This window comes from Sphingomonas faeni, assembly GCF_040407505.1.
GTDB classification, from domain to species: domain Bacteria; phylum Pseudomonadota; class Alphaproteobacteria; order Sphingomonadales; family Sphingomonadaceae; genus Sphingomonas; species Sphingomonas faeni_E.
This window is the reverse complement of sequence record NZ_JAPZPQ010000001.1, coordinates 520316-542551: the sequence shown is the minus strand read 5'-3', so window position 1 is coordinate 542551 and position 22236 is coordinate 520316. Positions and strand designations below refer to the sequence as shown.

28 protein-coding genes and 2 tRNA genes are annotated in these 22236 nt (G+C 64.3%); 4 read left to right on the top strand and 26 right to left on the bottom strand.

The genetic code is table 11. From position 1 onward, the window contains the following. Positions 1-3: 3 nt before the first annotated feature. The 23 genes from nuoK to gap all read right to left on the bottom strand — a co-directional run bounded on the left by nuoK (position 4) and on the right by gap (position 18620). Complete coding sequence (gene nuoK / locus O6X71_RS02645; RefSeq protein WP_082441002.1) at positions 4-312, bottom strand: NADH-quinone oxidoreductase subunit NuoK; 309 nt, start codon at positions 310-312, stop codon at positions 4-6. Continuing rightward, positions 309-920 (bottom strand): NADH-quinone oxidoreductase subunit J, encoded by a 612-nt coding sequence (locus O6X71_RS02640; RefSeq protein WP_056048540.1) that lies wholly within the window; start codon positions 918-920, stop codon positions 309-311. The genes nuoK and O6X71_RS02640 overlap by 4 nt, the downstream gene beginning before the upstream one ends. Positions 921-963: 43 nt before the next feature. Next, the gene (nuoI, locus tag O6X71_RS02635) at positions 964-1449 is read right to left on the bottom strand and encodes an NADH-quinone oxidoreductase subunit NuoI (RefSeq protein ID WP_055877898.1); all 486 of its coding nucleotides are present in this window, start codon (positions 1447-1449) and stop codon (positions 964-966) included. Continuing rightward, positions 1446-2492, bottom strand: a complete 1047-nt coding sequence (gene nuoH, locus O6X71_RS02630; protein WP_056058320.1) for an NADH-quinone oxidoreductase subunit NuoH — start codon at positions 2490-2492, stop codon at positions 1446-1448. The genes nuoI and nuoH overlap by 4 nt, the downstream gene beginning before the upstream one ends. After that, a complete protein-coding gene (nuoG, locus tag O6X71_RS02625) occupies positions 2489-4483 on the bottom strand; it encodes an NADH-quinone oxidoreductase subunit NuoG (RefSeq protein WP_353464313.1) in 1995 nt (664 codons plus the stop codon). Before nuoG ends, nuoH begins: the two co-directional genes overlap by 4 nt. A gap of 1 nt (position 4484) precedes the next feature. Next, positions 4485-4643, bottom strand: coding sequence for a hypothetical protein (locus tag O6X71_RS02620; RefSeq protein WP_353464312.1), 159 nt, complete (start codon positions 4641-4643; stop codon positions 4485-4487). Beyond that, a complete protein-coding gene (gene nuoF / locus O6X71_RS02615; protein WP_353464311.1) occupies positions 4640-5941 on the bottom strand; it encodes an NADH-quinone oxidoreductase subunit NuoF in 1302 nt (433 codons plus the stop codon). Before nuoF ends, O6X71_RS02620 begins: the two co-directional genes overlap by 4 nt. Then, the gene (locus tag O6X71_RS02610) at positions 5941-6609 is read right to left on the bottom strand and encodes a complex I 24 kDa subunit family protein (RefSeq protein WP_353464310.1); all 669 of its coding nucleotides are present in this window, start codon (positions 6607-6609) and stop codon (positions 5941-5943) included. The genes nuoF and O6X71_RS02610 overlap by 1 nt, the downstream gene beginning before the upstream one ends. Then, positions 6609-7820 (bottom strand): NADH-quinone oxidoreductase subunit D, encoded by a 1212-nt coding sequence (locus tag O6X71_RS02605; protein WP_274705252.1) that lies wholly within the window; start codon positions 7818-7820, stop codon positions 6609-6611. The genes O6X71_RS02610 and O6X71_RS02605 overlap by 1 nt, the downstream gene beginning before the upstream one ends. Before the next feature lie 20 nt (positions 7821-7840). Further along, on the bottom strand, positions 7841-8665 hold the full coding sequence (locus O6X71_RS02600; protein ID WP_353464309.1) for an NADH-quinone oxidoreductase subunit C: 825 nt from the start codon (positions 8663-8665) through the stop codon (positions 7841-7843). Then, positions 8662-9210: a NuoB/complex I 20 kDa subunit family protein gene (locus tag O6X71_RS02595; protein WP_056058310.1), complete on the bottom strand. Its 549-nt coding sequence runs from the start codon at positions 9208-9210 to the stop codon at positions 8662-8664. Before O6X71_RS02595 ends, O6X71_RS02600 begins: the two co-directional genes overlap by 4 nt. After that, positions 9201-9575, bottom strand: coding sequence for an NADH-quinone oxidoreductase subunit A (locus tag O6X71_RS02590; protein ID WP_353464308.1), 375 nt, complete (start codon positions 9573-9575; stop codon positions 9201-9203). Before O6X71_RS02590 ends, O6X71_RS02595 begins: the two co-directional genes overlap by 10 nt. A gap of 585 nt (positions 9576-10160) precedes the next feature. After that, positions 10161-10973 carry an inositol monophosphatase family protein gene (locus O6X71_RS02585; RefSeq protein ID WP_056048515.1) on the bottom strand — a complete coding sequence of 271 codons (813 nt, stop codon included), beginning with the start codon at positions 10971-10973 and terminating at the stop codon, positions 10161-10163. Positions 10974-11136: 163 nt separating this feature from the next. Then, complete coding sequence (gene efp, locus O6X71_RS02580; RefSeq protein ID WP_353464307.1) at positions 11137-11700, bottom strand: elongation factor P; 564 nt, start codon at positions 11698-11700, stop codon at positions 11137-11139. An 86-nt stretch (positions 11701-11786) separates the two neighbouring features. Beyond that, the gene (locus O6X71_RS02575; protein ID WP_353464306.1) at positions 11787-12392 is read right to left on the bottom strand and encodes a M23 family metallopeptidase; all 606 of its coding nucleotides are present in this window, start codon (positions 12390-12392) and stop codon (positions 11787-11789) included. Positions 12393-12396: 4 nt separating this feature from the next. Beyond that, positions 12397-13410 carry a L,D-transpeptidase family protein gene (locus O6X71_RS02570; RefSeq protein WP_353464305.1) on the bottom strand — a complete coding sequence of 338 codons (1014 nt, stop codon included), beginning with the start codon at positions 13408-13410 and terminating at the stop codon, positions 12397-12399. A 65-nt stretch (positions 13411-13475) separates the two neighbouring features. After that, on the bottom strand, positions 13476-14165 hold the full coding sequence (thiE, locus tag O6X71_RS02565) for a thiamine phosphate synthase (protein WP_353464304.1): 690 nt from the start codon (positions 14163-14165) through the stop codon (positions 13476-13478). A gap of 75 nt (positions 14166-14240) precedes the next feature. After that, entirely contained in the window at positions 14241-15161 is a 921-nt protein-coding gene (locus O6X71_RS02560) for a class I fructose-bisphosphate aldolase (protein ID WP_353464303.1), read from the bottom strand. Between the two features lie 22 nt (positions 15162-15183). Further along, positions 15184-15516, bottom strand: coding sequence for a type II toxin-antitoxin system PemK/MazF family toxin (locus O6X71_RS02555; RefSeq protein ID WP_353464302.1), 333 nt, complete (start codon positions 15514-15516; stop codon positions 15184-15186). Then, a complete protein-coding gene (relB, locus tag O6X71_RS02550; protein ID WP_093397274.1) occupies positions 15513-15779 on the bottom strand; it encodes a type II toxin-antitoxin system RelB family antitoxin in 267 nt (88 codons plus the stop codon). The genes O6X71_RS02555 and relB overlap by 4 nt, the downstream gene beginning before the upstream one ends. 48 nt (positions 15780-15827) lie before the next feature. Then, positions 15828-17018 carry a phosphoglycerate kinase gene (locus tag O6X71_RS02545; RefSeq protein ID WP_353464301.1) on the bottom strand — a complete coding sequence of 397 codons (1191 nt, stop codon included), beginning with the start codon at positions 17016-17018 and terminating at the stop codon, positions 15828-15830. Then, the gene (locus tag O6X71_RS02540) at positions 17015-17425 is read right to left on the bottom strand and encodes an MOSC domain-containing protein (protein ID WP_435368452.1); all 411 of its coding nucleotides are present in this window, start codon (positions 17423-17425) and stop codon (positions 17015-17017) included. The genes O6X71_RS02545 and O6X71_RS02540 overlap by 4 nt, the downstream gene beginning before the upstream one ends. Positions 17426-17609: 184 nt before the next feature. After that, the gene (gene gap, locus O6X71_RS02535; protein WP_353464300.1) at positions 17610-18620 is read right to left on the bottom strand and encodes a type I glyceraldehyde-3-phosphate dehydrogenase; all 1011 of its coding nucleotides are present in this window, start codon (positions 18618-18620) and stop codon (positions 17610-17612) included. Between the two features lie 144 nt (positions 18621-18764). On the opposite strand from gap, the gene O6X71_RS02530 reads away from it, so the two are divergent. The 4 genes from O6X71_RS02530 (at position 18765) to O6X71_RS02515 (ending at position 20202) form a co-directional block, all read left to right on the top strand. Next, positions 18765-18959 carry a hypothetical protein gene (locus tag O6X71_RS02530; RefSeq protein ID WP_181321090.1) on the top strand — a complete coding sequence of 65 codons (195 nt, stop codon included), beginning with the start codon at positions 18765-18767 and terminating at the stop codon, positions 18957-18959. Further along, complete coding sequence (locus O6X71_RS02525; RefSeq protein ID WP_056048487.1) at positions 18959-19267, top strand: cell division protein ZapA; 309 nt, start codon at positions 18959-18961, stop codon at positions 19265-19267. Before O6X71_RS02530 ends, O6X71_RS02525 begins: the two co-directional genes overlap by 1 nt. A gap of 204 nt (positions 19268-19471) precedes the next feature. Next, entirely contained in the window at positions 19472-20005 is a 534-nt protein-coding gene (locus tag O6X71_RS02520) for a 5-formyltetrahydrofolate cyclo-ligase (protein ID WP_353464299.1), read from the top strand. Further along, positions 20002-20202 (top strand): DUF2842 domain-containing protein, encoded by a 201-nt coding sequence (locus O6X71_RS02515; RefSeq protein ID WP_353464298.1) that lies wholly within the window; start codon positions 20002-20004, stop codon positions 20200-20202. The genes O6X71_RS02520 and O6X71_RS02515 overlap by 4 nt, the downstream gene beginning before the upstream one ends. Before the next feature lie 290 nt (positions 20203-20492). Here the strand turns inward: O6X71_RS02515 and O6X71_RS02510 are convergent. The 3 genes from O6X71_RS02510 to O6X71_RS02500 all read right to left on the bottom strand — a co-directional run bounded on the left by O6X71_RS02510 (position 20493) and on the right by O6X71_RS02500 (position 21947). Next, positions 20493-20569, bottom strand: a tRNA-Asp gene (locus tag O6X71_RS02510). A gap of 98 nt (positions 20570-20667) precedes the next feature. Then, positions 20668-20744: transfer RNA gene (locus O6X71_RS02505), tRNA-Asp, on the bottom strand. Positions 20745-20798: 54 nt separating this feature from the next. Next, the gene (locus O6X71_RS02500) at positions 20799-21947 is read right to left on the bottom strand and encodes an AI-2E family transporter (RefSeq protein ID WP_107962265.1); all 1149 of its coding nucleotides are present in this window, start codon (positions 21945-21947) and stop codon (positions 20799-20801) included. Positions 21948-22236: the final 289 nt, after the last annotated feature.

Below are 22236 nucleotides of genomic sequence, written 5' to 3'. Positions count from 1 at the left end.
GTATTACCCCTTCATCCGGTTGACGTCGTCGACCGCGATGGTGCCGCGACCGCGGAAATAGATCACGAGAATGGCGAGGCCGATCGCGGCTTCACCCGCGGCGACCGTCAGCACGAACATCGCGAACACCTGTCCGACGAGATCGTGGAGGAACGCCGAAAACGCGACGAGATTGATGTTCACCGCCAGCAGGATCAACTCGATCGCCATCAGGATGACAATGAGGTTCTTGCGGTTCAGGAAGATGCCGAGCACCCCCATCGTGAACAGGATCGCCGCGACGACCAGATAATGGACGAGACCGATCGTCACAGTTCGACTCCCTGCCCGACGACCGGGCTCGTGTTGCGCGTGGCGTCCTGCGGACGACGCGCGTTCTGGCGGCTGATGTTCTGCGCCTTGACGCCGCCACGCTGGCGGTGAGTCAGCACGATCGCACCGATCATCGCGACCAGCAGCACCAGGCCAGCACCCTCGAACACGAACAGATAGCGCGTGTAGAGCAGGTTACCGATCGCCTGGATGTTGGGCACGGTGTCGTCGATCGGTGCGGCACGACGTGCGAGCTGGATCGGGCCGGTGCTCCACGCGCCGATTGCGATCATCACCTCGGCGGCGAGTGCGACGGCAAGTGCGAGGCCGATCCCGAAATACCGGGCGACGCCTGCGCGAAGCTCGGTGAAGTCGATGTCGAGCATCATGACCACGAACAGGAACAGCACCGCGACCGCACCGACATAGACGATGACGAGCAGCATCGCGATGAACTCGGCACCGACTAGGATCATGAGGCCAGCCGCGTTGAAGAACGCGAGGATCAGCCACATTACCGAGTGGACCGGGTTGCGCGACGCGATCGTCAGCGCGCCCGACAGGACGACGACGAAGGCGAAGAGGTAGAAGGCTAAGGCCTGAATCACGATTGCGGCCCCTTAGACGCCCACGAGAAGAATGAGCGCGCCATTAACGGTACGGCGCATCGGCGGCAAGGTTCGCCGCGATCGCGCTTTCCCAACGGTCGCCATTATCGAGCAGCTTCGACTTGTCGTAGATCAGCTCTTCGCGCGTCTCGGTGGCGAACTCGTAGTTCGGCCCCTCGACGATCGCATCGACCGGGCACGCCTCGGCACACAGGCCGCAGTAGATGCACTTGGTCATGTCGATGTCGTAACGCGTCGTACGGCGCGAACCGTCGTCACGCGGCTCGGCTTCGATCGTGATCGCCTGCGCAGGGCACACGGCCTCGCACAGCTTGCACGCGATGCACCGCTCTTCGCCGTTAGGATAGCGACGCAGCGCATGCTCGCCACGGAACCGCGGCGACACCGGATTGCGCTCGTACGGATAGTTGATCGTCGCCTTTTCCTTGAAGAAATAGCGAAGCGTCAACGCGTGCGCCTTCACGAATTCCCACAGCGTAAACGACTTGATGATCTGAGCGACGCTCATGAACCCACTCCAACGCGCGTCAGCATGAGATAGCCCGACACGAGGAAAACCCAGAACAGCGAGACGGGGAGGAAAACCTTCCAGCCGAGCCGCATCAGCTGATCGTAGCGATACCGCGGCACGGTCGCCTTCACCCAGCTGAACAGGAAGAAGAAGAACAGGATCTTGGCGAACAGCCAGATGATCCCTGGCACGTAGTACAACGGCGCCCAGTCAACCGGGGGCAGCCAGCCGCCCCAGAACAGCGTCGCGTTGAGCGCGCACATCAGCAGCACGTTGGCATACTCGCCGAGCCAGAATAGCGCGAACGACATCGACGAATATTCAGTCTGGTACCCGGCGACGAGCTCGCTCTCCGCCTCCGTCAGATCGAACGGCGCGCGCTGAGTCTCCGCCAGCGACGAGATGAAGAACATCACCGCCATCGGGAACATCAGCGGGTTGAGGATGTACCCGTTGAAGAACCAGACGTGCGACTTCTGCGCCATCACGATCGCCGACAGGTTGAAGCTGCCGGTCCACAGCACGACCGAAATCAGGATGAAGCCGATCGCGACTTCGTACGACACCATCTGCGCGGCCGCACGAAGCGCCGAGTAGAACGGATATTTCGAGTTCGACGCCCAGCCCGACAGGATGATCCCGTACACGCCGAGCGACGACGCGGCGAGTACGTAGAGCAGCCCGACGTTGATGTCCGCAAGCACGACGCCGACGCCGAACGGCACCACCGCCCAAACGATCAGGGCAACCGTGAAGGTGATGATCGGTGCCAGCAGGAACAGCGTCCGGTTGGCGGCTGCGGGGACGATCGTCTCCTGCAGGAACACCTTCAGGCCGTCGGCAAAGCTCTGCAGCAGACCGAACGGGCCGACGACGTTGGGACCGCGACGCAACGCCATCGCCGCCCAGATCTTGCGGTCGGCATAGATGATCATCGCCACCGCCAGCATCAGCGGCAGAGCGATCACGAGAATGTCGATGATCGTGGCGAGGAAGAACGCCCAGTCGTAACCGAGCGAGGATTCGAACCAGGAGATCATTCGGCTGCCTCCGCGTAATCTTCCCCGTGGAGAAGTTCGGCCGAGCAGCGCTGCATAGTCGGCGACGCGCGGCAGATCGCGTTGGTCAGGTAGAAGTCCTTGATCGGATAGCCGGCGAGAACGCCCTGCCCCTCGCCGGTCAGCGAAGGCGGGTTCCACTCGAACGTCGCGAGCGCCTGATGACGCAGCGCAGGCACGTCCGCGTACATTTCCTCGCGCAAGCCCTCGAAACTGTCGAACGGCAGCGTGTGGCCGAGCGTATCGGACAGCGCGCGGAAGATCGACCAGTCGTCACGCGCGTCGCCGGGTGCGAACACCGCACGCTCGCCGCGCTGTACGCGACCTTCGAGATTGACCCACGTGCCAGACTTCTCGGCGTAAGTGACACCCGGCAGGATGACGTCGGCAGCCGCCGCACCCTTGTCGCCGTGATGGCCCACGAACACTTTGAAACCAGCGAACTGCGAGTAATCGACCTCGTCCGCGCCGAGGAAGAAGCCGAGCTTCGCCCCCATCACGTCGGCGATCCCGCCCTTCTGCGCATAGCCGAGCATCAGCCCACCCATCCGCGACGCCGCCATGTGGAGGACGTTGAAGCCGTTCCACTCGTCCTTCACGAGACCCAGCGTATCGACGAGCTTCAGCGCAGCCGCATGGCCACCCTTCAGCGCGCCGCCACCGACGATCACCATCGGACGCTCAGCCTTGCCGAACGCCTCGGTCACCGCCTCGGGCAGAGCGCCGAGCAGCGCCAGATCGTCGCCGAGCCACTCCACCTTGTACGTCAGGTCCGTCTCCGGCCCGATCGCAAAGACCTTCGCGCCCTTCTTGATAGCCTTGCGCACCCGCGTGTTCACCAGCGGCGCTTCCCAGCGCAGGTTGGTACCCACCAGCAGGATCGCGTCGGCACGCTCGGTGCCGGCGATCGTCGTGTTGAAATTGACCGCGGCGATGCTCGTCGCGTCATAGTCCATGCCGGTCTGACGGCCTTCGATCAGGGTCGACCCCATCTTCGCGAGCAGCGCCTTGGCGGCGTACATCGTCTCGCAATCGACCAGATCGCCAGCGACGGCCGCAACGCTCGACCCGGCGTTCACAGCCTTGATCGCTGCGAAAGCCTCGTCCCACGTCGCGGGCTGGAGCTTGCCGTTCACCCGGACATACGGCTTGTCGAGGCGACGGCGCACGAGGCCGTCGATCGCGTGGCGCGTCTTGTCGGTCGCCCACTCCTCGTTCACGTCCTCGTTGATCCGCGGCACGCAACGCAGCACCTGGCGACCACGGCTGTCGAGCCGGATGTTGGTGCCGACCGCGTCCATGACGTCGATCGTCAGCGTCTTGCGGAGCTCCCACGGACGCGCCTCGAACGCATACGGCTTCGACGTCAGCGCACCGACCGGGCACAGATCTACGACGTTGCCGGAGAGCTCGCTCTTGACCGCATTCTCGAGATACGAGGTGATCTGCATGTCCTCGCCGCGGAAGATCGCACCGATCTCCTCGACGCCGGACACTTCCTCGGCGAACCGGATGCAGCGCGTGCACTGAATGCAGCGGGTCATGACCGTCTTGACGATCGGGCCCATATACTTCTCGGTGACCGCGCGCTTGTTCTCGTCGTAGCGCGAATGCCCACGACCGTACGCGACCGACTGGTCCTGCAGATCGCACTCGCCGCCCTGATCGCAGATCGGGCAATCGAGCGGATGGTTGATGAGCAGGAATTCCATGATGCCCTCGCGAGCATTCTTCACCATCGGCGAGTTGGTGAAGATCTCCTGCTTGTCCGCCGCCGGCAGCGCGCACGACGCCTGCGGCTTGGGCGGACCAGGCTTCACCTCGACCAGGCACATCCGGCAATTGCCGGCGATGCTCAGCCGCTCATGATAACAGAAACGCGGGATCTCCTTGCCGGCAAGCTCGCACGCCTGCAGCACGGTGGCACCCTGCGGCACCTCGATCTCTACGCCATCGACTTTGACTAAGGGCATCTTACGATCCACGGCCTTCAAGGAAATTCAGCTTCTCAAGCACAACGCCGAGACGCGCTTCGATCGCCGCCAGACGCCTACCCTGAAGGTAGATGACTATGTAGGGCACGCCGAATACGAGAATCAGCGTGACTATAGGCACGATCGTCACGCCGTTCATTCGGCCGCTTCCATCATCGGCGCGGTGTCGCCACCGCGTTCGCGGATACGGCGCTCCATCTCGGGGCGGAAATGCTTGATCAGGCCCTGGATCGGCCATGCTGCTGCGTCGCCGAGTGCGCAGATCGAGTGACCCTCGACCTGCTTGGTGACCTGCTGGAGCATGTCGATCTCGGACAGCTCGGCGTCGCCGGTGCGCATCCGCTCCATCACGCGCCACATCCAGCCGGTGCCTTCGCGGCACGGCGTGCACTGACCACAGCTCTCATGCTTGTAAAAGTACGAGATGCGGCTGATCGCGCGGACGATGTCGGTCGACTTGTCCATGACGATGATCGCCGCGGTGCCGAGGCCCGAGCCGACCGCCTTCAGGCCGTCGAAGTCCATCGCACAGTCCATGATCTGCGCGGCGGGCACGAGCGGTACCGACGAGCCGCCCGGGATCACCGCGAGCAGATTGTCCCAGCCGCCACGGATACCGCCGCAATGGGTCTCGATCAGGTCGCGGAACGAGATGCTCATCTCTTCCTCGACCACGCATGGCTTGTTCACATGGCCGCTGATCTGGAACAGCTTCGTGCCGCGGTTGTTCTCCGCGCCGAAGCTGGAGAACCACGTAGCGCCACGCCGCAGGATCGTCGGCGCAACCGCGATCGATTCGACGTTGTTGACCGTCGTCGGGCAGCCATAAAGACCCGCGCCCGCCGGGAAAGGTGGCTTCAGCCGCGGCTGGCCCTTCTTGCCCTCGAGGCTCTCCAACATCGCGGTCTCTTCGCCGCAAATGTACGCGCCGGCACCCCGGTGCACGAACACGTCGAAGTCGTAGCCCGACCCGCACGCGTTCTTGCCAATGAAGCCGCGATCATATGCCTCGGCGACGGCTGCGAACAGCGTCTCGGCCTCGCGGATATATTCGCCGCGGATGTAGATGTACGCGGCGCGCGCGCGCATCGCGAACCCGGCGATCAGTGCGCCCTCGATCAGCTTGTGCGGATCGTGGCGGATGATCTCGCGATCCTTGCAGCTGCCCGGCTCGGACTCATCGGCGTTGATGACGAGGAAGTTCGGCCGGTCCGGCTTCGGCTCCTTCGGCATGAACGACCATTTGGTACCGGTCGGGAAGCCCGCACCACCACGTCCGCGTAGACCCGACGCCTTCATCACGTCGATGATCGCGTCCTGGCCGAGCGCCATCAGGTCCTTGGTATTGTCCCAATCGCCGCGCATGATCGCCGCGTCGATGTTCCACGGCTGGAAACCGTAGACGTTGGTGAAGATGCGGTCCTTGTCGGCGAGCATCAGGCCCACTCCCCCCGGTAATCGTGGTTCGCGTCGACCATCGCCTTCAGCGAGGTCGGGCCGCCTTCAGGGCAGCTCGCACGACGACCGAATTGCGGCCCCGGCGTCGGCGTGCCGCCATTGGCGAGCGCTTCGAGGATTTCGGTCGTCTTGTCGTAATCGAGGTCTTCGAAGTTATCGTCGTTGATCTGCACCATCGGCGCATTCGCACACGTTCCGAGGCACTCGACCTCGGTCAGCGTGAACATCCCGTCCGGCGTCGTGCCGCCCTTGACCAGACCGCGGTTCTTGCACGCGGCCAAAACATCGTCCGACCCGCGCAGCATGCACGGCGTCGTGCCGCAGACCTGGACGTGGAAGCGACCGACCGGCGCGAGATTAAACATCGTGTAAAAGGTGACGACCTCGTACACGCGCATGTACGGCACGCTGATCTGACGCGCGACGAACTCGATCACCGGAACCGGCAACCAGCCCTGCGTCTGCGTTTCCGCGCCGACTTGGCGCTGCGCCAGATCGAGCAACGGGATCGACGCCGATTGCTCGCGACCCTTGGGATAGCGCCCGAGAACCTCGTTCGCCTTCACCTGATTCTCGTCCGTCCACGCGAACGAACCCCAGCGTGCGCGAGTCTCGGCCTCGTCGGGAATTTTCGGAGCTTCAGCCATCAGCGGTCACATTCACCAAAAACGATATCCATCGCGCCGAGGATCGCGGTCGTATCCGCCAGCATGTGGCCCTTCGCCATGAAGTCCATGGCTTGCAGATGCGAGAACGCGGTCGGGCGGATCTTGCAGCGGTACGGCTTGTTCGAGCCATCGGCGACCAGGTACACGCCGAACTCGCCCTTGGGGCTTTCCGTCGCGACATAGACGTCGCCGGCGGGTACGTGGAAGCCCTCGGTATAGAGCTTGAAGTGATGGATCAGCGCTTCCATCGACTGCTTCATCTCACCACGCTTGGGCGGCACGACCTTGCGATCGAGCGATGCGATCGGCCCCTCGGGCATGTCGCGCAGGCACTGCTTCATGATCCGCGCGGACTGACGCACTTCCTCGACGCGCACCATGAACCGGTCATAGCAGTCGCCGCGCGTGCCGACTGGCACCTCGAAGTCCATCTTCGCATAGGCGTCATAAGGCTGCGACTTGCGCAGATCCCAGGCAATGCCCGAGCCGCGGATCATCGGGCCGGAAAAGCCCCACTTGATCGCGTCGTCACGGCTGACCACGGCGATGTCGACGTTGCGCTGCTTGAAGATGCGGTTGTCCGCGACGAGCGAGATCGCATCCTCGAACAGCCGCGGCAGGCGCGTGTCGAGCCAGTCGCCGATGTCGGCGAGCAGCTTCAGCGGCGCATCCTGATGCACGCCACCGGGACGAAAATAGTTCGAATGCATGCGCGCGCCCGAGACACGCTCGAAGAAGTTCATGCAGTCTTCGCGAATCTCGAACAGCCATAGGTTCGGAGTCATCGCGCCGACGTCCATGACGTGCGACCCGAGGTTGAGCATGTGGTTAGAGATGCGCGTCAGCTCGGCAAAGAACACGCGCAGATACTGCGCACGCTCGGGCACTTCGAGGTCGAGCAGCTTCTCGACCGCCAATACCCAGCTATGCTCCATGCACAGCGGCGAGCAATAATCGAGACGATCGAAATACGGCAGCGCCTGCGTGTACGTCTTGTACTCGATCAGCTTCTCGGTGCCGCGGTGGAGCAGGCCGACATGCGGATCGACGCGCTCGACGATCTCGCCGTCGAGTTCCATGACAAGACGAAGCACGCCGTGCGCGGCCGGATGCTGCGGACCGAAGTTGATCGTGTAGTTCTGGATCGTGACGTCGCCGGTCGTGGGATCGGCTGCGTCGGCTTCACCCAGAAGCTCTTCGACATACAGACTCACTGGTTCTGTCCTCCACCCTTGGTCGGGACCACGTCGGGGTTCGCAGGCTTCGGCGTCGCGTCGGACTCCGACTTGCCGGCGCCCGTCTGCGCGGTCGACTCGGTGCTCTTAGGTTCGGTCGGCGCCTGAGTCGGCGACTGCGCCGCATTGGCCTTGACGATCGTGTCCGCCGACAACGGCGTCTGCGCGCCCTTGGCCTGGGGCAAAGCGCCCTTCTCGTCGCCGGGGAGCACGTAATTCGCGCCCTCCCATGGGCTCATGAAATCGAACGTGCGGAAATCCTGCGCAAGCTGCACGGGTTCGTACACGACGCGCTTCGACTCTTCCGAATAGCGCAGCTCGACATACCCGGTCAGCGGGAAGTCCTTGCGCTGCGGATGACCACGGAAACCGTAGTCGGTCAGGATGCGACGCAGGTCCGGGTTGCCGCTGAACAGCACGCCGTACATGTCGTACACTTCGCGCTCGAGCCAGCCGGCGACCGGCCAGATGTCGGTCACCGACGGCACCGGCTTTTCCTCGTCGGTCGCGACATGCACGCGCAGGCGGTGGTTCCGCGTCAGCGACAGCATGCAATAGACGACCTCGAACCGCTCAGGCCGATCCGGATAATCGACGCCGGCGATCTCCATGAGCTGCTGGTAGGCAAGCCCCGGCGTGTCGCGCAGCGCGATCATCGCGTCGTAAAGGTCTTCGCGACGAACGTGCAGCGCGACTTCACCGACATGGTCGACCGCGTCGAGCAGCATGCCGCCGAGCGCCGCGCGGGCGCTGTCGATAACGCCATCGTTCGACGTGTAAGCTGGTGCGGGAGCCCTCAACGCTCGATGCTCCCGGACCGCCGGATCTTCCGCTGCAACTGCATGATGCCGTACAGTAACGCCTCAGCCGTCGGCGGGCAGCCGGGGACGTAGATGTCCACCGGCACGATCCGATCGCAGCCGCGAACGACACTGTAGCTGTAATGATAATAGCCGCCGCCGTTCGCACACGATCCCATCGAGATCACGTACTTGGGCTCGGACATCTGGTCGTAGACCTTGCGGAGTGCAGGGGCCATCTTGTTGCAGAGCGTGCCGGCAACGATCATCACGTCCGACTGGCGCGGCGAAGCGCGAGGTGCGGCGCCGAAGCGCTCCAGATCGTAGCGCGGCATGTTGACGTGGATCATCTCGACCGCGCAGCAGGCGAGCCCGAACGTCATCCACCACAGCGAGCCGGTACGCGCCCACTGGAACAGCTCCTCGGTCGACGTGACGAGGAAACCCTTGTCCGTCAGCTCACCGTTCAATCCGTCGAAAAAGCCCTGGTCGGGTGGCACCAGCGAGCTGGGCGAACCGGGTGCGGGCTGAAGCTCTACTCCCAATCGAGTGCTCCCTTCTTCCATGCGTAGACGAGGCCAAGGGCCAATTCGCCGATAAAGATCATCATCGAAATCCACGCGGTCCAGCCGAGCGTGAAGACCGAGACGGCCCAGGGATACAGGAACGCGGCCTCGAGATCGAAGATGATGAAGAGGATGGCGATCAGGTAGAAGCGTACGTCGAACTGGCTCCGCGGATCCTCGAATGCGGGAAAGCCGCACTCGTATTCGCTGAGCTTCTCAGGCGTAGGCTTGTGTGACCCCGTGAGGAGCGAGACGGCCATCGGCAGGAACACGAACGTGCTCGACAATGCGATGGCGATCCCGAGGAACAGGAGGATCGGAAGATAGTGCGACAGGTCGACCAAATTGCTTCTCGCAAGTGCGAACGGAACGGGGCCGCTTTAGGCCGATGGGGGGTGATGGGCAAGGCGTGGAGGGTGTGAGAATCACTCGCAAGTGGAGGGACGGGAGTGGCGGGAAACATGCGTTACTTGGCGTGCACGAGCGTCGGCGCTCGATGGCGTCGCCGATACCGATTCGTCACCTCGGACGTGTTCGGCGCCGTGCTGAGAAGCAAAGACGACGCCGCGTTCGAACGACAGTCCCCTTCTCCTTGTTATCCCGCGAAGGCGGGAGCCCAGTCTGGATCCCCGCCTTCGCGGGGGGACAAACTGACTTCGGCTCTCAGGGGATACATCCAGCAGTTCCGAGGTCCCCCGGCACCGCAAACAAACGAGGGACGAAATTGTGCGCGAGTGGATGCCGGAAAAAGCGCGGGATGACGGACTGCGCGCTGACGGGGTCCGACCTCACGATCCTCCCCCGCCAGGGGGAGGTGTCGCCGAAGGTGACGGAGGGGGAGGACACGGAACAACCGTTGCTCGTTCCTCCCCCTCCGTCCGGCAAGTGCCGGCCACCTCCCCCTGGCGGGGGAGGATCGCTTGCAAGGCTTAGCGCAGCGCTCCGGCCACCAGCTTGTGCAGACGCGAGTGCAGCGCATCGTTCGCAGCCAGAAACTCATTCCGCTCCATCGCACGATCGCCACCACGGAAGTCGGTGACGAAGCCACCGGCTTCCTTCACCAGCAGCATCCCCGCCGCAACGTCCCAAGGCTTCAGGTTCGATTCCCAGAACCCATCGAACCGGCCCGCCGCAAGCCACGCCAGATCGAGCGCCGCAGCACCCAAACGACGGATCCCCGCAACCTCAGGCGCAACCGCGCCGAAAATCCGGCTCCACTGCGCGAAGTCGCCATGCCCCAGGAACGGAATCCCAGTCGCGATCAGCGATTCGGACAGATCACGCCGCGACGACACGCGCAGACGCTGGTCGGTGAGCCACGCCCCCCGCCCCTTCTCTGCCCAGAAGCTCTCGTCGGTGAGCGGCTGATACACGAGTGCCGTCGTGACCTCGCGTTTGCCGTTCGGCATCGGCTCCTCGACCGCGATCGAGATGCAGAAATGCGGGATACCGTGGAGGAAGTTCGACGTGCCATCCAGCGGATCGACGATGAAGCGCGGCTTGTTGGGATCGCCCTCGACCTCGCCGCGCTCCTCCATGAGCATGCCCCAGTCGGGACGGGCGTGGCTGAGTTCTTCGAAGATCGTCTGCTCGGCGCGCTGGTCGGCTTGGCTGACGAAGTCGGCCGGACCCTTGCGGCTCACCTGGAGCTGCTGGACCTCGTTGAAGTCGCGGCGCAGGCGCGGCGCGGCCTTGCGCGCGGCGCGCTCGATGACGGTCATGATGCCGGAATGGCTGGGCATTGTATTCTATCTCCCCCCTCCCGCAAGCGGGAGGGGCCGGGGGTGGGCTCGCGCTATCAGCGTCGCGCGGCATCGAAATCGTTCGCGCCAGTATCGTCACGTAACATGGAGGGCGGGTGCCCACCCCCCGGCCCCCTCCCGCTTGCGGGAGGGGGAGCAGACTTCAGTCCGCGCGCCTAACGTAGGTCTGCTCGTAGACATCGACGACGATCCGCGTGCCCGCACCGATATGCGGCGGCACCATCACGCGCACGCCGTTTTCGAGCACGGCCGGCTTGTACGACGACGAGGCCGTCTGCCCCTTAACCACGGCATCCGCCTCGACGATCAGCGCCTCGATCGTGTCGGGCAGCTGGACCGAGATCGGCCGCTCTTCCCAGAGCTCCATCACCACGTCCATGCCGTCCTGCAGGAACGCCGCGGCGTCGCCCAGGATGTCGGCGTCGAGCGAGATCTGCTCGTAGTTCACCTTGTCCATGAAGGTGAGCATGTCGCCTTCGCGGAACAGGAACTGGAAGTCGACGGTCTCGAGCCGCACCTTCTCGACGCTCTCGGCGGAGCGGAAACGGGTGTTGTTCTTGCGGCCGTCGATGAGGTTTTTCATCTCGACCTGCATATAGGCACCGCCCTTGCCGGGCTGGGTGTGTTGAGTCTTGACGGCGCGCCAGATGCCGCCTTCATATTCAAGAATGTTGCCGGGACGAATCTCGACCGCGTTGATCTTCATGACCGATTCCTGCTGGAAAGAGCTAGGGGCCGTCCGCGAAGCATGACCCTGAGGCGCGGCTCTGCGGAAACCCGAAGCGGCGGGCTTTAGCGGGCGCGCTCGCGTCCGGCAAGCAGCGGGTACGGGTTCACGTTCTCGCCCTGCCACCAGCGCTCACCTGGCTGCATCTTGGTCAGCCCGAAATGCAGGTGGTAATTGCCTGCCCCGGCGTCGCCGGTATCGCCGACATAGCCGAGCGTATCGCCTGCCTTGACCGCCATCCCCTCACGGATGCCAGCCGCATACCCCGCAAGGTGCGCATAATAATAGGTCCAGCGCCGGTCGGGCGAACGCACGTACAGCGTGATCCCGCCAAGCCCACTCTGGAACAGTTTCTCGACCCGCCCCGGCGCCGCCGCGACCACGGGCGTGCCACCCGGTGCCATGATATCCGTGCCATGATGGCCGCGCAGACCGCCGCCCCGCGCATCGTTCCAGCTATTCGCTATCGCCTTGCGTGGGACGCCCGCCACCGGGACAGCCAGTGCCCCCGGCGTCAAGGTAACAGCAGCGACTTCTGCGGGAGGCACCGGCTTGCGCCAAGGCACCCGTCGATCGAGGCCGCTACCGCTGCTCCCGAACGACATCATCGACGCAAAGCCACCGACCACGACCACGATTAGCCCAAGAATGATCCAGAACGTCCGCGTCATTGCCTTACGCCTGGAACACGGCCTTGGTCCCCGGCTTGATCATCATCGACAACCGCGCGGCATCCCAATTGGTCAGGCGGATACAGCCATGGCTCTCCGCACGCCCGATCGTCTCCGGGTTGGGCGTACCGTGAATGCCGTAATGCTCCTTCGACAGGTCCATCCAGACAACGCCGACCGGACCGTTCGGCCCCGGCGGCAGCATCTCCTTCTGCTGCCCCTTCTTCGCATCCCAGAACAGCGCCGGATTGAAGTGGAACTTAGGATTGTAATCGGAGCCCTTGATCGTCCACGTGCCGAGCGGCAGCGGGTCGTGGCTCGATCCCATCGTCGCGGAGAATTGCGCGATCAGCTTGTCGTTCGCATCGAGCACGCGCAGCACGCCGTCCGACTTGTCGACGACGAAATGGTCCGCCTGTGGCTGCTTCGCATCGACGTTCAGCATGGTGAGCGTCGCGATCCAGTCCGGCTTCAGCTTCGGATCATACGCGCGCGAGGTCGGCAACGCGTTGGGGAACACCACCTTGGTCCCCGGAGTCAGCCTCGTGGTGGGCGCGTTCAGCGCCACGATCACCGCTGGCGTCGTGTGAAACATCTCGCCGAGCTTCTCCATGACATTCTTGTAGCCAAGCGACGGGAGTTCGGCCTGCTTGGCGGGATCCTTGGGGAACGGATTGACGAACGGCCCCGCCAGCATCTCCGGCGTCAGCGCGACCGTCACGGTCGGCCGCGCGGAGCGGTACGGATACAGCGCCTGCAACGTCCGCGCGTCAGACTTGCCGGTAATCGGCAGCCCCTTCGCCTCCTGGAACCCCTTCAGCGCGGCGACCAGCGACTGCCCGCCCCGCCCGTCGAGCACGCCCGGCCCGAAGCCGAGATGGTCGAGGATCACCTGCACGTGCAGGATGTTGCGATCGATCGGTACGGGCTTGGCCGGCGCGGTCTGCGCTACCGCTGGCGACGCGACCCCGAACAGGCACGCCGCAAGAACCGAAGCTTTCGTCGCAAATGCCGTCATGCCCATCATCCCAAACCGTTACGCTGCTGCATCAAACGGTCGGGACGACGGTTGTTTCCAACGGCTCAGCGCTTCGCGAGAACCTCGCCGAACGCCTTGATCGCAGCGACCTCGTCGCCACCCCAAACAGCGCTCGACACGGCGATGAAGTCGGCACCCGCAGCAACCAGCGGACCAGCATTCTCCGGCGTAATCCCGCCGATCGCGACGCACGGCATCTCGAACAGCGTCGACCACCACGATAGAATCACCGGCTCGGCGGTATGCGTCGCGACCTTCGTCGTGGTCGGATAGAACGCCCCGAACGCCACGTAGTCAGCTCCGGCCTCGCCCGCTTCCATCGCCAGATGGCGGCTGCCGTGACAGCTCACGCCGATCTGCGCATTGGGTCCAAGCTGCGCCCGCGCCTCGCGCGGATCGCCATCGTCCTGCCCGAGATGGACGCCATCCGCGTCAAGCCGCTTGGCCAGCCCGATATCGTCATTGACGATGAATGCCACATCACGCTCGGCACAGATCGCCCGCAACGGCTCCCCGAGCGCGGCAGCCGCATGCTGGTCGATATCCTTCACGCGGAACTGGAATGCCGCCACCGGCCCGGCATCGAGCGCGCGGGCGAGGCGCTCCGGAAAGTCGCCACCAACGTCCAGCGGCGACACCAGGTAAAGCTGGCAAGCGGGCCGGCGCATGTCGCGGCGAAAATTCTCGGCGAAATTGGGATCGAGCGGGCCCAGCGGATCTTCGAATTCGGTCATGTCCGCCCCCTAGCCGCTCATACCCGCCACGTCACCCCGGCGCATGACCGAGGTGACGTGCAGTCAAACCGAGGCTTATTCCTCGTTCTTGTAGATCCGGATGATCCGGTCGAGCATCGCCAGCGCCTCGTCGCGCGGACGCTGGAAGGTGTTGCGGCCGATGATCGAGCCGTTGCCGCCGCCGTCGCGAATGTCGCGCGCGTCCTGGAAGATCGCGTCCTCGCCCTTCGACACGCCGCCCGAGAAGACGTTGATGCGACGCCCGGCAAAGCTCGACTGGACGACGTGCTTCACGCGGTCCGACTGCTTCGACCAGTCGGTGTTCGCGTAGAGCGGCTTGGCTTCCTTCTGCTCGATATGCGCGGTCGGCAGCTTGGTCTTGATGATGTGCGCGCCGAGCAGCGCCGCGATGTGCGCGGCATAGGCGCCGACGTCCAAAGCGAGCTCGCCGTCCTTGGTCAGCTCGCCGCCGCGCGGGTACGACCAGATCACGGTGGCGATGCCGACCGACTTCGCCTCTTCGCTCAGCTCGCGGATCTCCTCGACGAGGTCGAAGAACTGGTCCGCGCCCGGATAGATGGTGAAGCCGATCGCCGCCGACCCGAGCCGTACCGCGTCCGACACGGTCGCCGTCACCGCCTGGTCGATCGTCGTCGCCCAGCTGTTCGAGCTGTTGCACTTCAGGATCGTCGGGATCTGCCCCGCAAACGTATCCGCGCCCGCTTCGAGCATCCCGAGCGGTGCGGCATAGGCGCTGAGCCCGGCATCGATCGCGAGCTGGTAATGGTAATGCGGATCGTACGCCGCCGGATTGACCGAGAAGCTGCGCGCCGGACCATGCTCGAAGCCTTGGTCGACCGGCAGGATCACGAGCTTGCCGGTACCGCCGAGCTTGCCCTGCATCAGGATGCGCGCGAGGTTCGCCTTCACCGCCGAACTGGTAGCCTCGTACTTGTCGAGAATCGTTTTGACTTGCGGCGTGATCGTGGATGTCATGGGTAAGTCCTCTCTCAGTATTTTAAAGTTCAAGCCATCGGCGCAGTGCCTGATCGACCGCAAACATGGTTTCGTTGGAAGCAGCACCGACCCGTCGACCGACGCGATGCCGCCAGACCGACTGCACCTTGTCGATACAGATCTCGCTCGGATTGAAGAGTCCCGTATCGGGATTTGCGGCGATCGGTATACGAAACATTCCGAGGCCGGCAAGCTGGCTGGTAATCAAACACACCGTCACGCTGTCATGGTCTTGCATGAACGCGTCGGTCTGAACGACGAGCGCCGGGCGCGGCTTGCTGGCAAAATCCCCCGCGTTGGCGTCGGCAATAGTAACAATATCACCGCGTTTCATTCGGCGGCATCACGGCGATTGCTGGCAGGCTCCGGATCATCCCAGGCAACACCCAACCGCTCCCATGCGTCGTCTTCTTCGGTCCAGCCAAGTGCCGCCGCCGCGAGCGACTGCCGCTTCGCCTCCGCCAGGAAAGCCTCGTCGTGGCGCTCGACATAGCGTCGCACGGCTTCGCGTGCGATATCGCTCTTGCTGCGCCCTTGGGTGCGCGCAACTGCCGCGAGTCGCTCTTCGAGTTCGCTATCGAGCCTGACGCCGAGCATCCGAGTCTCCGTTTAACATGTTAAACATAGCTTGGATGCGCGCGTAGTTCAACCGTGGAGCGCGGCCACCCCTGGAAGCGTCTTGCCTTCCATCCATTCCAGGAACGCGCCGCCTGCCGTCGATACAAACGTGAACGCGTCCGCGACGCCAGCGTGGTTGAGCGCCGCAACCGTATCGCCACCGCCGGCGACCGAGACGAGTGAACCGCCTTCGGTGAGGGCCGCAGCGGTCTTGGCGAGCGCGACGGTCGCCTTGTCGAACGGCGGCGTCTCGAACGCGCCGAGCGGGCCGTTCCAGACCAGCGTGCGGCAGTTCTTCAGCACGTCGCCAAGCGATTCGACAGCGGCCGGGCCGACGTCGAGGATCATTTCGTCGGCGGCGACTTCGTGCACGTTGACCGTACGGGTGGCGGGGTTCGGCTTGAACTCCTTGGCGACCACCACGTCGTACGGCAGGTGGACCGTGCAGTTCGCCTTGTCCGCAGCTTCCATAATCTGTTCGCAAACGCTCGCAAGCTCATGCTCGCACAGGCTCTTGCCAACATCTACCCCGCGCGCTGCGAGGAAGGTGTTGGCCATGCCGCCGCCGATGATCAGGTGATCGACCTTGGTTACGAGATGGCGCAGCACGTCAAGCTTCGACGACACCTTCGCGCCACCGACGACCGCCGCGACCGGATGCTCGGGCTCGCCAAGTGCCTTCTGCAAAGCGTCGAGCTCAGCTTCCATCGCGCGGCCGGCAAAGGCGGGTAGGACGTGCGCGAGACCCTCGGTCGAGGCATGCGCGCGGTGCGCCGCTGAGAAGGCATCATTGACGTAGAGATCGCCAAGGCTTGCAAACCGCTGGACGACCGCCGCGTCGTTGGTCTCCTCGCCACCGAAGAAGCGCGTGTTCTCCAGCACTGCGATGTCGCCGGGCTCGAGCGTAGCGACGGCGTCATCCGCCCCCTCCCAGTCGATGTAGCGCACTTCGCGACCAAGCACTTCGCTATACGGCTTCACGACCTGCGACAGCGAGAATTCAGGGCTCGGCACGCCCTTCGGACGACCGAAATGCGCTAGGACAAGGACGATCGCGCCCTTGTCGGCGAGTTCGCCAACGGTCGCTACGGTGGCGCGCAGACGGGTATCGTCGGTGACGCGACCCTCGGCCATTGGCACGTTGAGGTCTTCGCGCACGAGCACGCGCTTGCCCTGGACATCGCCCATATCATCGAGCGTCTTGAATGGCTTGGTCATGGTTCTTCGATCCTGATCTCATCACCGACGGCGATTCTGCCGCCCATCAAAACTCGGGCACAGGCCCCGCCCCGCCAGTCCGGCGTCAGCGCGGCGAACAATCCCGGCGCCAGTGCATCCATGCGGTCGCACGGATCGGTGTGGCGCGTCACCTCCAGCACGACGTCCGCGCCGATGCGGAGCCGCGTGCCGGGTATCTGGGGAAGGTCGAAGCCGTCGACCAGCAGATTGGCACGCCGTTCGTACCACGGAATATCGCGCCCAACTTCGGCCATCGCCGCGTCCCAGTCGCTACGTTCGAGCAACGTGACCTGCCGCCGCCCCTTGCCGCCGGGCTTCACGCGACCGCGGAAGTCGCCGTGCAGGCCAGCCTCGATTGTGATCTCGACATCCTCGATGACCTCCATCGAGGCTTTGGCGCGGGCGTGGCGAGCGATCCCGGCGATCGTGCCAACCATCGTTGAGGCCGGGGCCTGGGCCACCGCCCCCTCCCCGTTCGTGTCGAGCGCAGTCGAGACACCATCTGTCACGGGAGAAGACTTCTCGACTGCGCTCGAAGCGAACGGAACAGGGGACGCATAACTCGCAGGCTTAGATGAACTTCGCCATCGCGGTCGCCGTATCGACCATCCGGTTCGAGAACCCCCACTCGTTGTCGTACCAGCTGACGACGCGAACGAGCTTGCCGTCGATCACCGCAGTCTCCAGGCTGTCGACCGTCGACGACGCCGGGGTATGCTGGAGATCGATCGAGACGAGCGGCTCGTCCGACCAGTCGAGCACGCCGACCAGCGGGCCACTCTCGGAGGCCGCCTTCAGCACCGCATTCACCTCTTCACGCGTCGTATCGCGCGACGGCGTGAAGGTCAGGTCGATCAACGAAACGTCCGGCACCGGCACGCGAATTGCCGAACCGTCGAGCTTGCCCTTCAGCTCCGGCAGCACTTCGGCAACCGCACGTGCGGCACCCGTCGTGGTCGGGATCATCGACATCGCCGCAGCGCGTGCGCGACGCAGGTCCGGGTGGATCTGGTCGAGGATCTTCTGGTCGTTGGTGTACGCATGCACGGTCGTCATCAGGCCGCGCTCGATGCCGATCGCATCGTTCAGCACCTTGGCGACGGGCGCGAGACAGTTGGTGGTGCACGACGCGTTCGAGACGATCGTATGCTCGGCGGTCAGCTTGTCGTGATTGACGCCGTAGACGACGGTGAGGTCGACGTTCTTGCCCGGCGCCGAGATTAGCACCTTCTTGGCACCCGCATCGAGATGCTTCTGGCAGCTCGCCTTGTCGGTGAAGAAGCCGGTGCATTCCAGCACGATGTCGACGCCCAGTTCGGCGTGCGGCAGGTTGGCGGGGTCGCGCTCGGCGGTGACGCGGATGCGCTTGCCGTCGACGACCAGCTCGTTGCCCTCGGCCGAAACCTCGCCCGGATACTTGCCGTGGACGCTGTCGCGCTTGAACAGCCAGGCGTTCGACTTGGCATCGCCGAGATCGTTGATCGCGACGAGTTCGAGTGCGCCGTTCGACTGTTCGAGTACCGCACGGGCGACGAGACGGCCGATGCGCCCGAAACCGTTGATCGCAACCTTGACCGTCATTGCTGTCTCTCCGCTACGCCCGCGAGTCCGTTCCGGGCGCGCAGCCTTTGCGGGGCGGTGGGGCGCCCTGTCAACACCGTGGATGGTGATGGGTTTCGCCTAAACCGACTTGTCGCACCCCCCGTCCATGCTATCTCGCATGGCATGTCAGAAACACTTCCCGACGGACCAACTGCCGTCGAACGGATCGACGCCGCGATCGCACGGATCGAATCCGCCATTGCAGCCCGCACCGAAGCCGGCGACGCGCTCGCCAAGCGCCACGCCGCACTCAAGGCGCGGATGGCCGAAGCCGTCGCCGCGCTCGACGACGTCATCACGCGAGGGAGCCCCAACTGATGGCCCAGGTCATGCTCGATATCGGCGGCCGCCCCCACGCGGTTGCCTGCCGTGACGGCGAAGAGTCGCGCGTGCGCCTGCTGGGCGCGATGGTTGCCGAGCGCTGGGCGACCGCGGACCGCGCTGCTGGCGGTCTCAGCGCGGAGCGCGCGATGCTGTTCGTCGCGCTGATGCTCGCCGACGACCTCGACGAAGCCGCGCATCGGCCGCCCGAAGGCTCCGCGGTCAGCGAGATCGCGCTCACCCGGATCGCCGATCGTCTCGAAGGCCTCGCACAAGCCCTTGAGCTTAGCCCGCCCAACGCCTAGATTGGTCATGGCGGGTTCTGCCCGGTACGAGCCTTTATTATCCCTGAGGCTATTCATCATCCATAGGGGGCTGTCCCTGTTAGGATCCTGGTCCGAAGCACATGGTCCCCACCTGACGTACCGTGCGTCAGTGGATAACCCGGCACACGGCCATGGTGGGCCCGCCACACCACCATCTTCTCCCTATCTCAGGGTTGCAAGCGCATGACCGACAAGAGCGCGCTGAGAGCCTCGCTCCGCGCCGCGCGGGAAACCCGCCCGCCGGTCGAGCTTCCCGTGCCGTCGGCGTTTCTGGCACGGCTGAAACCCGGACTGACGGTCGCCTCCTACGTCCCGTTCGGGGGCGAAGCGGACCCCTCGCCCTTCGCGCGCGCCGCGGTCGATGCGGGATGCGTCATCGCCCTGCCCCATGTCGTCCGCCGCTCGCTGCCGATGCGCTTCCTGTCCTGGGCGACCGAGGCGGCGCTGATCGCCGGACCGTTCGGGTTGCACCAGCCCGCCGAAGACGCCGCCGAACTCGAACCCGACATCATCCTGACCCCGCTGGTCGGCTTCGATCGCAGCGGCAACCGGATCGGCCAGGGCGCCGGCTATTACGACCGCGCCTTCCTCGCGCACCCGAACGCCTGGCGCGTCGGGGTTGCGTTGTCTTTGCAGGAAGTCGACACGCTGACCCCAGACCCGTGGGACGTCCCGCTCCACGCCATCGCCACCGAATCAGACTGGATCACGCCATGACGCCAACCTGGCGCAAACCCGTCGGCATGCTCGGCATCCTGCTCCTGATCCTGGTGTGGTGCGTGGCCATCGTCAGCCTGTCGAACATCGTCGGCAGCTGGCACTGGCTGGGGCAACTGGCGTTCTACCTGTTCACCGGCCTGATCTGGATCGCTCCGCTGAAGCCGGTCCTGCGCTGGATGGAGATCGGGCGGTAGAGCCTGCCTCGCCTGCCGTCTCCCACGAACCGACGCGCTCCGTTCGCCCCCCCTACCGTTCGTCCCGAGTAGCCACCGAGTAGTCGCGTAGCGGCGTATCGAGGGGGCGTATCGAAGGACAGGTTAGCGCACGGAACCCATGCTTCGATACGAGCCCTCGATACGCTCCTGACGGAGCTACTCGGTCTCTACTCGGCACGAACGGAATGGGGGATGATCCAGACCTCGGAGGTTGGACGGGATGCTCGCAGCACCCAAAATCTAAAAGGGGTCTCGGCCACCCATCAGGGTGGCGCGAGTGACGGGACTCGAACCCGCGACCTCCGGCGTGACAGGCCGGCGCTCTAACCAACTGAGCTACACCCGCATTCCCAATGACGAACCCTAGCGACCCTAAGGCCACGCGGGAAGGCTCGTCAAAACCTCAACGCTATCTCGAACCATCTACCCGGTCAGGGCAAACGATGGCGCGAGTGACGGGACTCGAACCCGCGACCTCCGGCGTGACAGGCCGGCGCTCTAACCAACTGAGCTACACCCGCTGAAACAGCGTGGAGGCGGCAACTAGGCGAGGGTTCGGATACCGTCAACCCAAATTATCCGCCAGTTTCACGTTGTGCCTCGGGCGGATCGCCACGACGGCGATTTCGTCCGGTCTTGGGCTGCACCAGCGTCCCGTGCTCGAACAGGAACCCGGCGATATCGGGCTTGCCAGCGGCCTTCACGATGGTCTGGATGATGATCAGCAGCGGAACCGCGAGCAACGCGCCCGACGTGCCCCACACCCATCCCCAGAAGCTCAGCGAGATCAGGATCAGCAACGGGCTGATCGTCAGCCGGTGCCCGACCACGAACGGCGTGATCGCGTTCGCCTCGACCAGATGCAGCCCGTACATCAGCGCCGGCGGCAGCATCGCCATCCAGATGTCCGAGAACGTCATCAGCCCGCCCAGCGCGAGCAGGAACGCACCGATCACCGGCCCGAAATACGGAATGTAATTGAGCAGCGCGACGATCCCGCCCCACATCGCCGGATACGGCATGCCGATGAACCACAAAGCGGTCCCGGTGACGATCCCCAGCACGATGTTGATGAGGGTAATCGTGCCGAGGTACGCCGACACGTCGTCGACGATGTCCTGGATCACGCGAGCCGTCGCCATCGCCCCGTCGAAGCTGGTTCGCCCGGTGATCGTCTGCCGCCGCATGCGCGTCCAGCCCGACAGGAAGAAGAACACGATCAGCACGCCGAACAGGAATTGCACGATAACGGCCGGCGCCGACGTCGCGGCGAGTTCGAGGATCGACCCCGGCGCGGCAACGCCTGCGGTCGCCGGTTGCTTGATCGGCGTCGACGCGACCTGGCGCAGCGTCTTGTTCACGTATTTCTCGAGGCTCGAATACAGGTCGAGCAACGGTGCGAGGTTGCTCTGGATACGATCCAGCCGCGTCGGCAGCAAACGGAAGAAGTCGGTCGCAGGCACGAGGATTGCGGCGATCGCGATGTTCGCCGCAATCAGGAACACCAGCAGACACAATATCGCGGCCAGCGGCGACGGTACGTGACGCCGCTCAAGCCATTCCAGCACCGGCACGAGCGCGACCGAAATCACCAGCGCGATGGTCAGTGGCAAGAAGAACTCCGCCCCAGATTTCAACGCGAACGGCGTGGCGAGGATCAGCCCGACACCGGCAGTCAGCGTCAAGGCAGCAAGCAACCGATCGCGACGCTGCGCGATCCGCATCGCATCCTCGACCCCGACCGCGATCGGCAACCCGAACGCACTCTCGGCCGGCGGACCTTCCGCAACGACGCCGTCCCCGCCCTGCGGTTGGTGCGTTTCCTGGCGAAGACCCTCGTCCGTCATGGCAATTCCTTTGCCACTCCCATCCCGTAAACGCGGCCGGCATTCAAGCGGCGCGCGGTGCCAGCGCGATGGAATTCCTCGAAAAGACCGCGGCATGTCCGATCATGTCTTGATCCCAAGCCCCCGCTCCTCGTCAGGATGACGGACCAGTATCAGGTATGGCCCC

What these genes read in the sequence shown, in the direction of transcription:
- nuoI (WP_055877898.1), bottom strand. Translation starts at nt 1,449, where the DNA reads ATGAGCGTCGCTCAGATCATCAAGTCGTTTACGCTGTGGGAATTCGTG.
- nuoH (WP_056058320.1), bottom strand. Translation starts at nt 2,492, where the DNA reads ATGATCTCCTGGTTCGAATCCTCGCTCGGTTACGACTGGGCGTTCTTC.
- nuoG (WP_353464313.1), bottom strand. Translation starts at nt 4,483, where the DNA reads ATGCCCTTAGTCAAAGTCGATGGCGTAGAGATCGAGGTGCCGCAGGGT.
- O6X71_RS02620 (WP_353464312.1), bottom strand. Translation starts at nt 4,643, where the DNA reads ATGAACGGCGTGACGATCGTGCCTATAGTCACGCTGATTCTCGTATTC.
- nuoF (WP_353464311.1), bottom strand. Translation starts at nt 5,941, where the DNA reads ATGCTCGCCGACAAGGACCGCATCTTCACCAACGTCTACGGTTTCCAG.
- O6X71_RS02610 (WP_353464310.1), bottom strand. Translation starts at nt 6,609, where the DNA reads ATGGCTGAAGCTCCGAAAATTCCCGACGAGGCCGAGACTCGCGCACGC.
- O6X71_RS02585 (WP_056048515.1), bottom strand. Translation starts at nt 10,973, where the DNA reads ATGCCCAGCCATTCCGGCATCATGACCGTCATCGAGCGCGCCGCGCGC.
- efp (WP_353464307.1), bottom strand. Translation starts at nt 11,700, where the DNA reads ATGAAGATCAACGCGGTCGAGATTCGTCCCGGCAACATTCTTGAATAT.
- O6X71_RS02575 (WP_353464306.1), bottom strand. Translation starts at nt 12,392, where the DNA reads ATGACGCGGACGTTCTGGATCATTCTTGGGCTAATCGTGGTCGTGGTC.
- O6X71_RS02570 (WP_353464305.1), bottom strand. Translation starts at nt 13,410, where the DNA reads ATGACGGCATTTGCGACGAAAGCTTCGGTTCTTGCGGCGTGCCTGTTC.
- thiE (WP_353464304.1), bottom strand. Translation starts at nt 14,165, where the DNA reads ATGACCGAATTCGAAGATCCGCTGGGCCCGCTCGATCCCAATTTCGCC.
- O6X71_RS02560 (WP_353464303.1), bottom strand. Translation starts at nt 15,161, where the DNA reads ATGACATCCACGATCACGCCGCAAGTCAAAACGATTCTCGACAAGTAC.
- O6X71_RS02555 (WP_353464302.1), bottom strand. Translation starts at nt 15,516, where the DNA reads ATGAAACGCGGTGATATTGTTACTATTGCCGACGCCAACGCGGGGGAT.
- relB (WP_093397274.1), bottom strand. Translation starts at nt 15,779, where the DNA reads ATGCTCGGCGTCAGGCTCGATAGCGAACTCGAAGAGCGACTCGCGGCA.
- O6X71_RS02545 (WP_353464301.1), bottom strand. Translation starts at nt 17,018, where the DNA reads ATGACCAAGCCATTCAAGACGCTCGATGATATGGGCGATGTCCAGGGC.
- O6X71_RS02540 (WP_435368452.1), bottom strand. Translation starts at nt 17,425, where the DNA reads ATGGAGGTCATCGAGGATGTCGAGATCACAATCGAGGCTGGCCTGCAC.
- gap (WP_353464300.1), bottom strand. Translation starts at nt 18,620, where the DNA reads ATGACGGTCAAGGTTGCGATCAACGGTTTCGGGCGCATCGGCCGTCTC.
- O6X71_RS02530 (WP_181321090.1), top strand. Translation starts at nt 18,765, where the DNA reads ATGTCAGAAACACTTCCCGACGGACCAACTGCCGTCGAACGGATCGAC.
- O6X71_RS02525 (WP_056048487.1), top strand. Translation starts at nt 18,959, where the DNA reads ATGGCCCAGGTCATGCTCGATATCGGCGGCCGCCCCCACGCGGTTGCC.
- O6X71_RS02520 (WP_353464299.1), top strand. Translation starts at nt 19,472, where the DNA reads ATGACCGACAAGAGCGCGCTGAGAGCCTCGCTCCGCGCCGCGCGGGAA.
- O6X71_RS02515 (WP_353464298.1), top strand. Translation starts at nt 20,002, where the DNA reads ATGACGCCAACCTGGCGCAAACCCGTCGGCATGCTCGGCATCCTGCTC.
- O6X71_RS02500 (WP_107962265.1), bottom strand. Translation starts at nt 21,947, where the DNA reads ATGCGGATCGCGCAGCGTCGCGATCGGTTGCTTGCTGCCTTGACGCTG.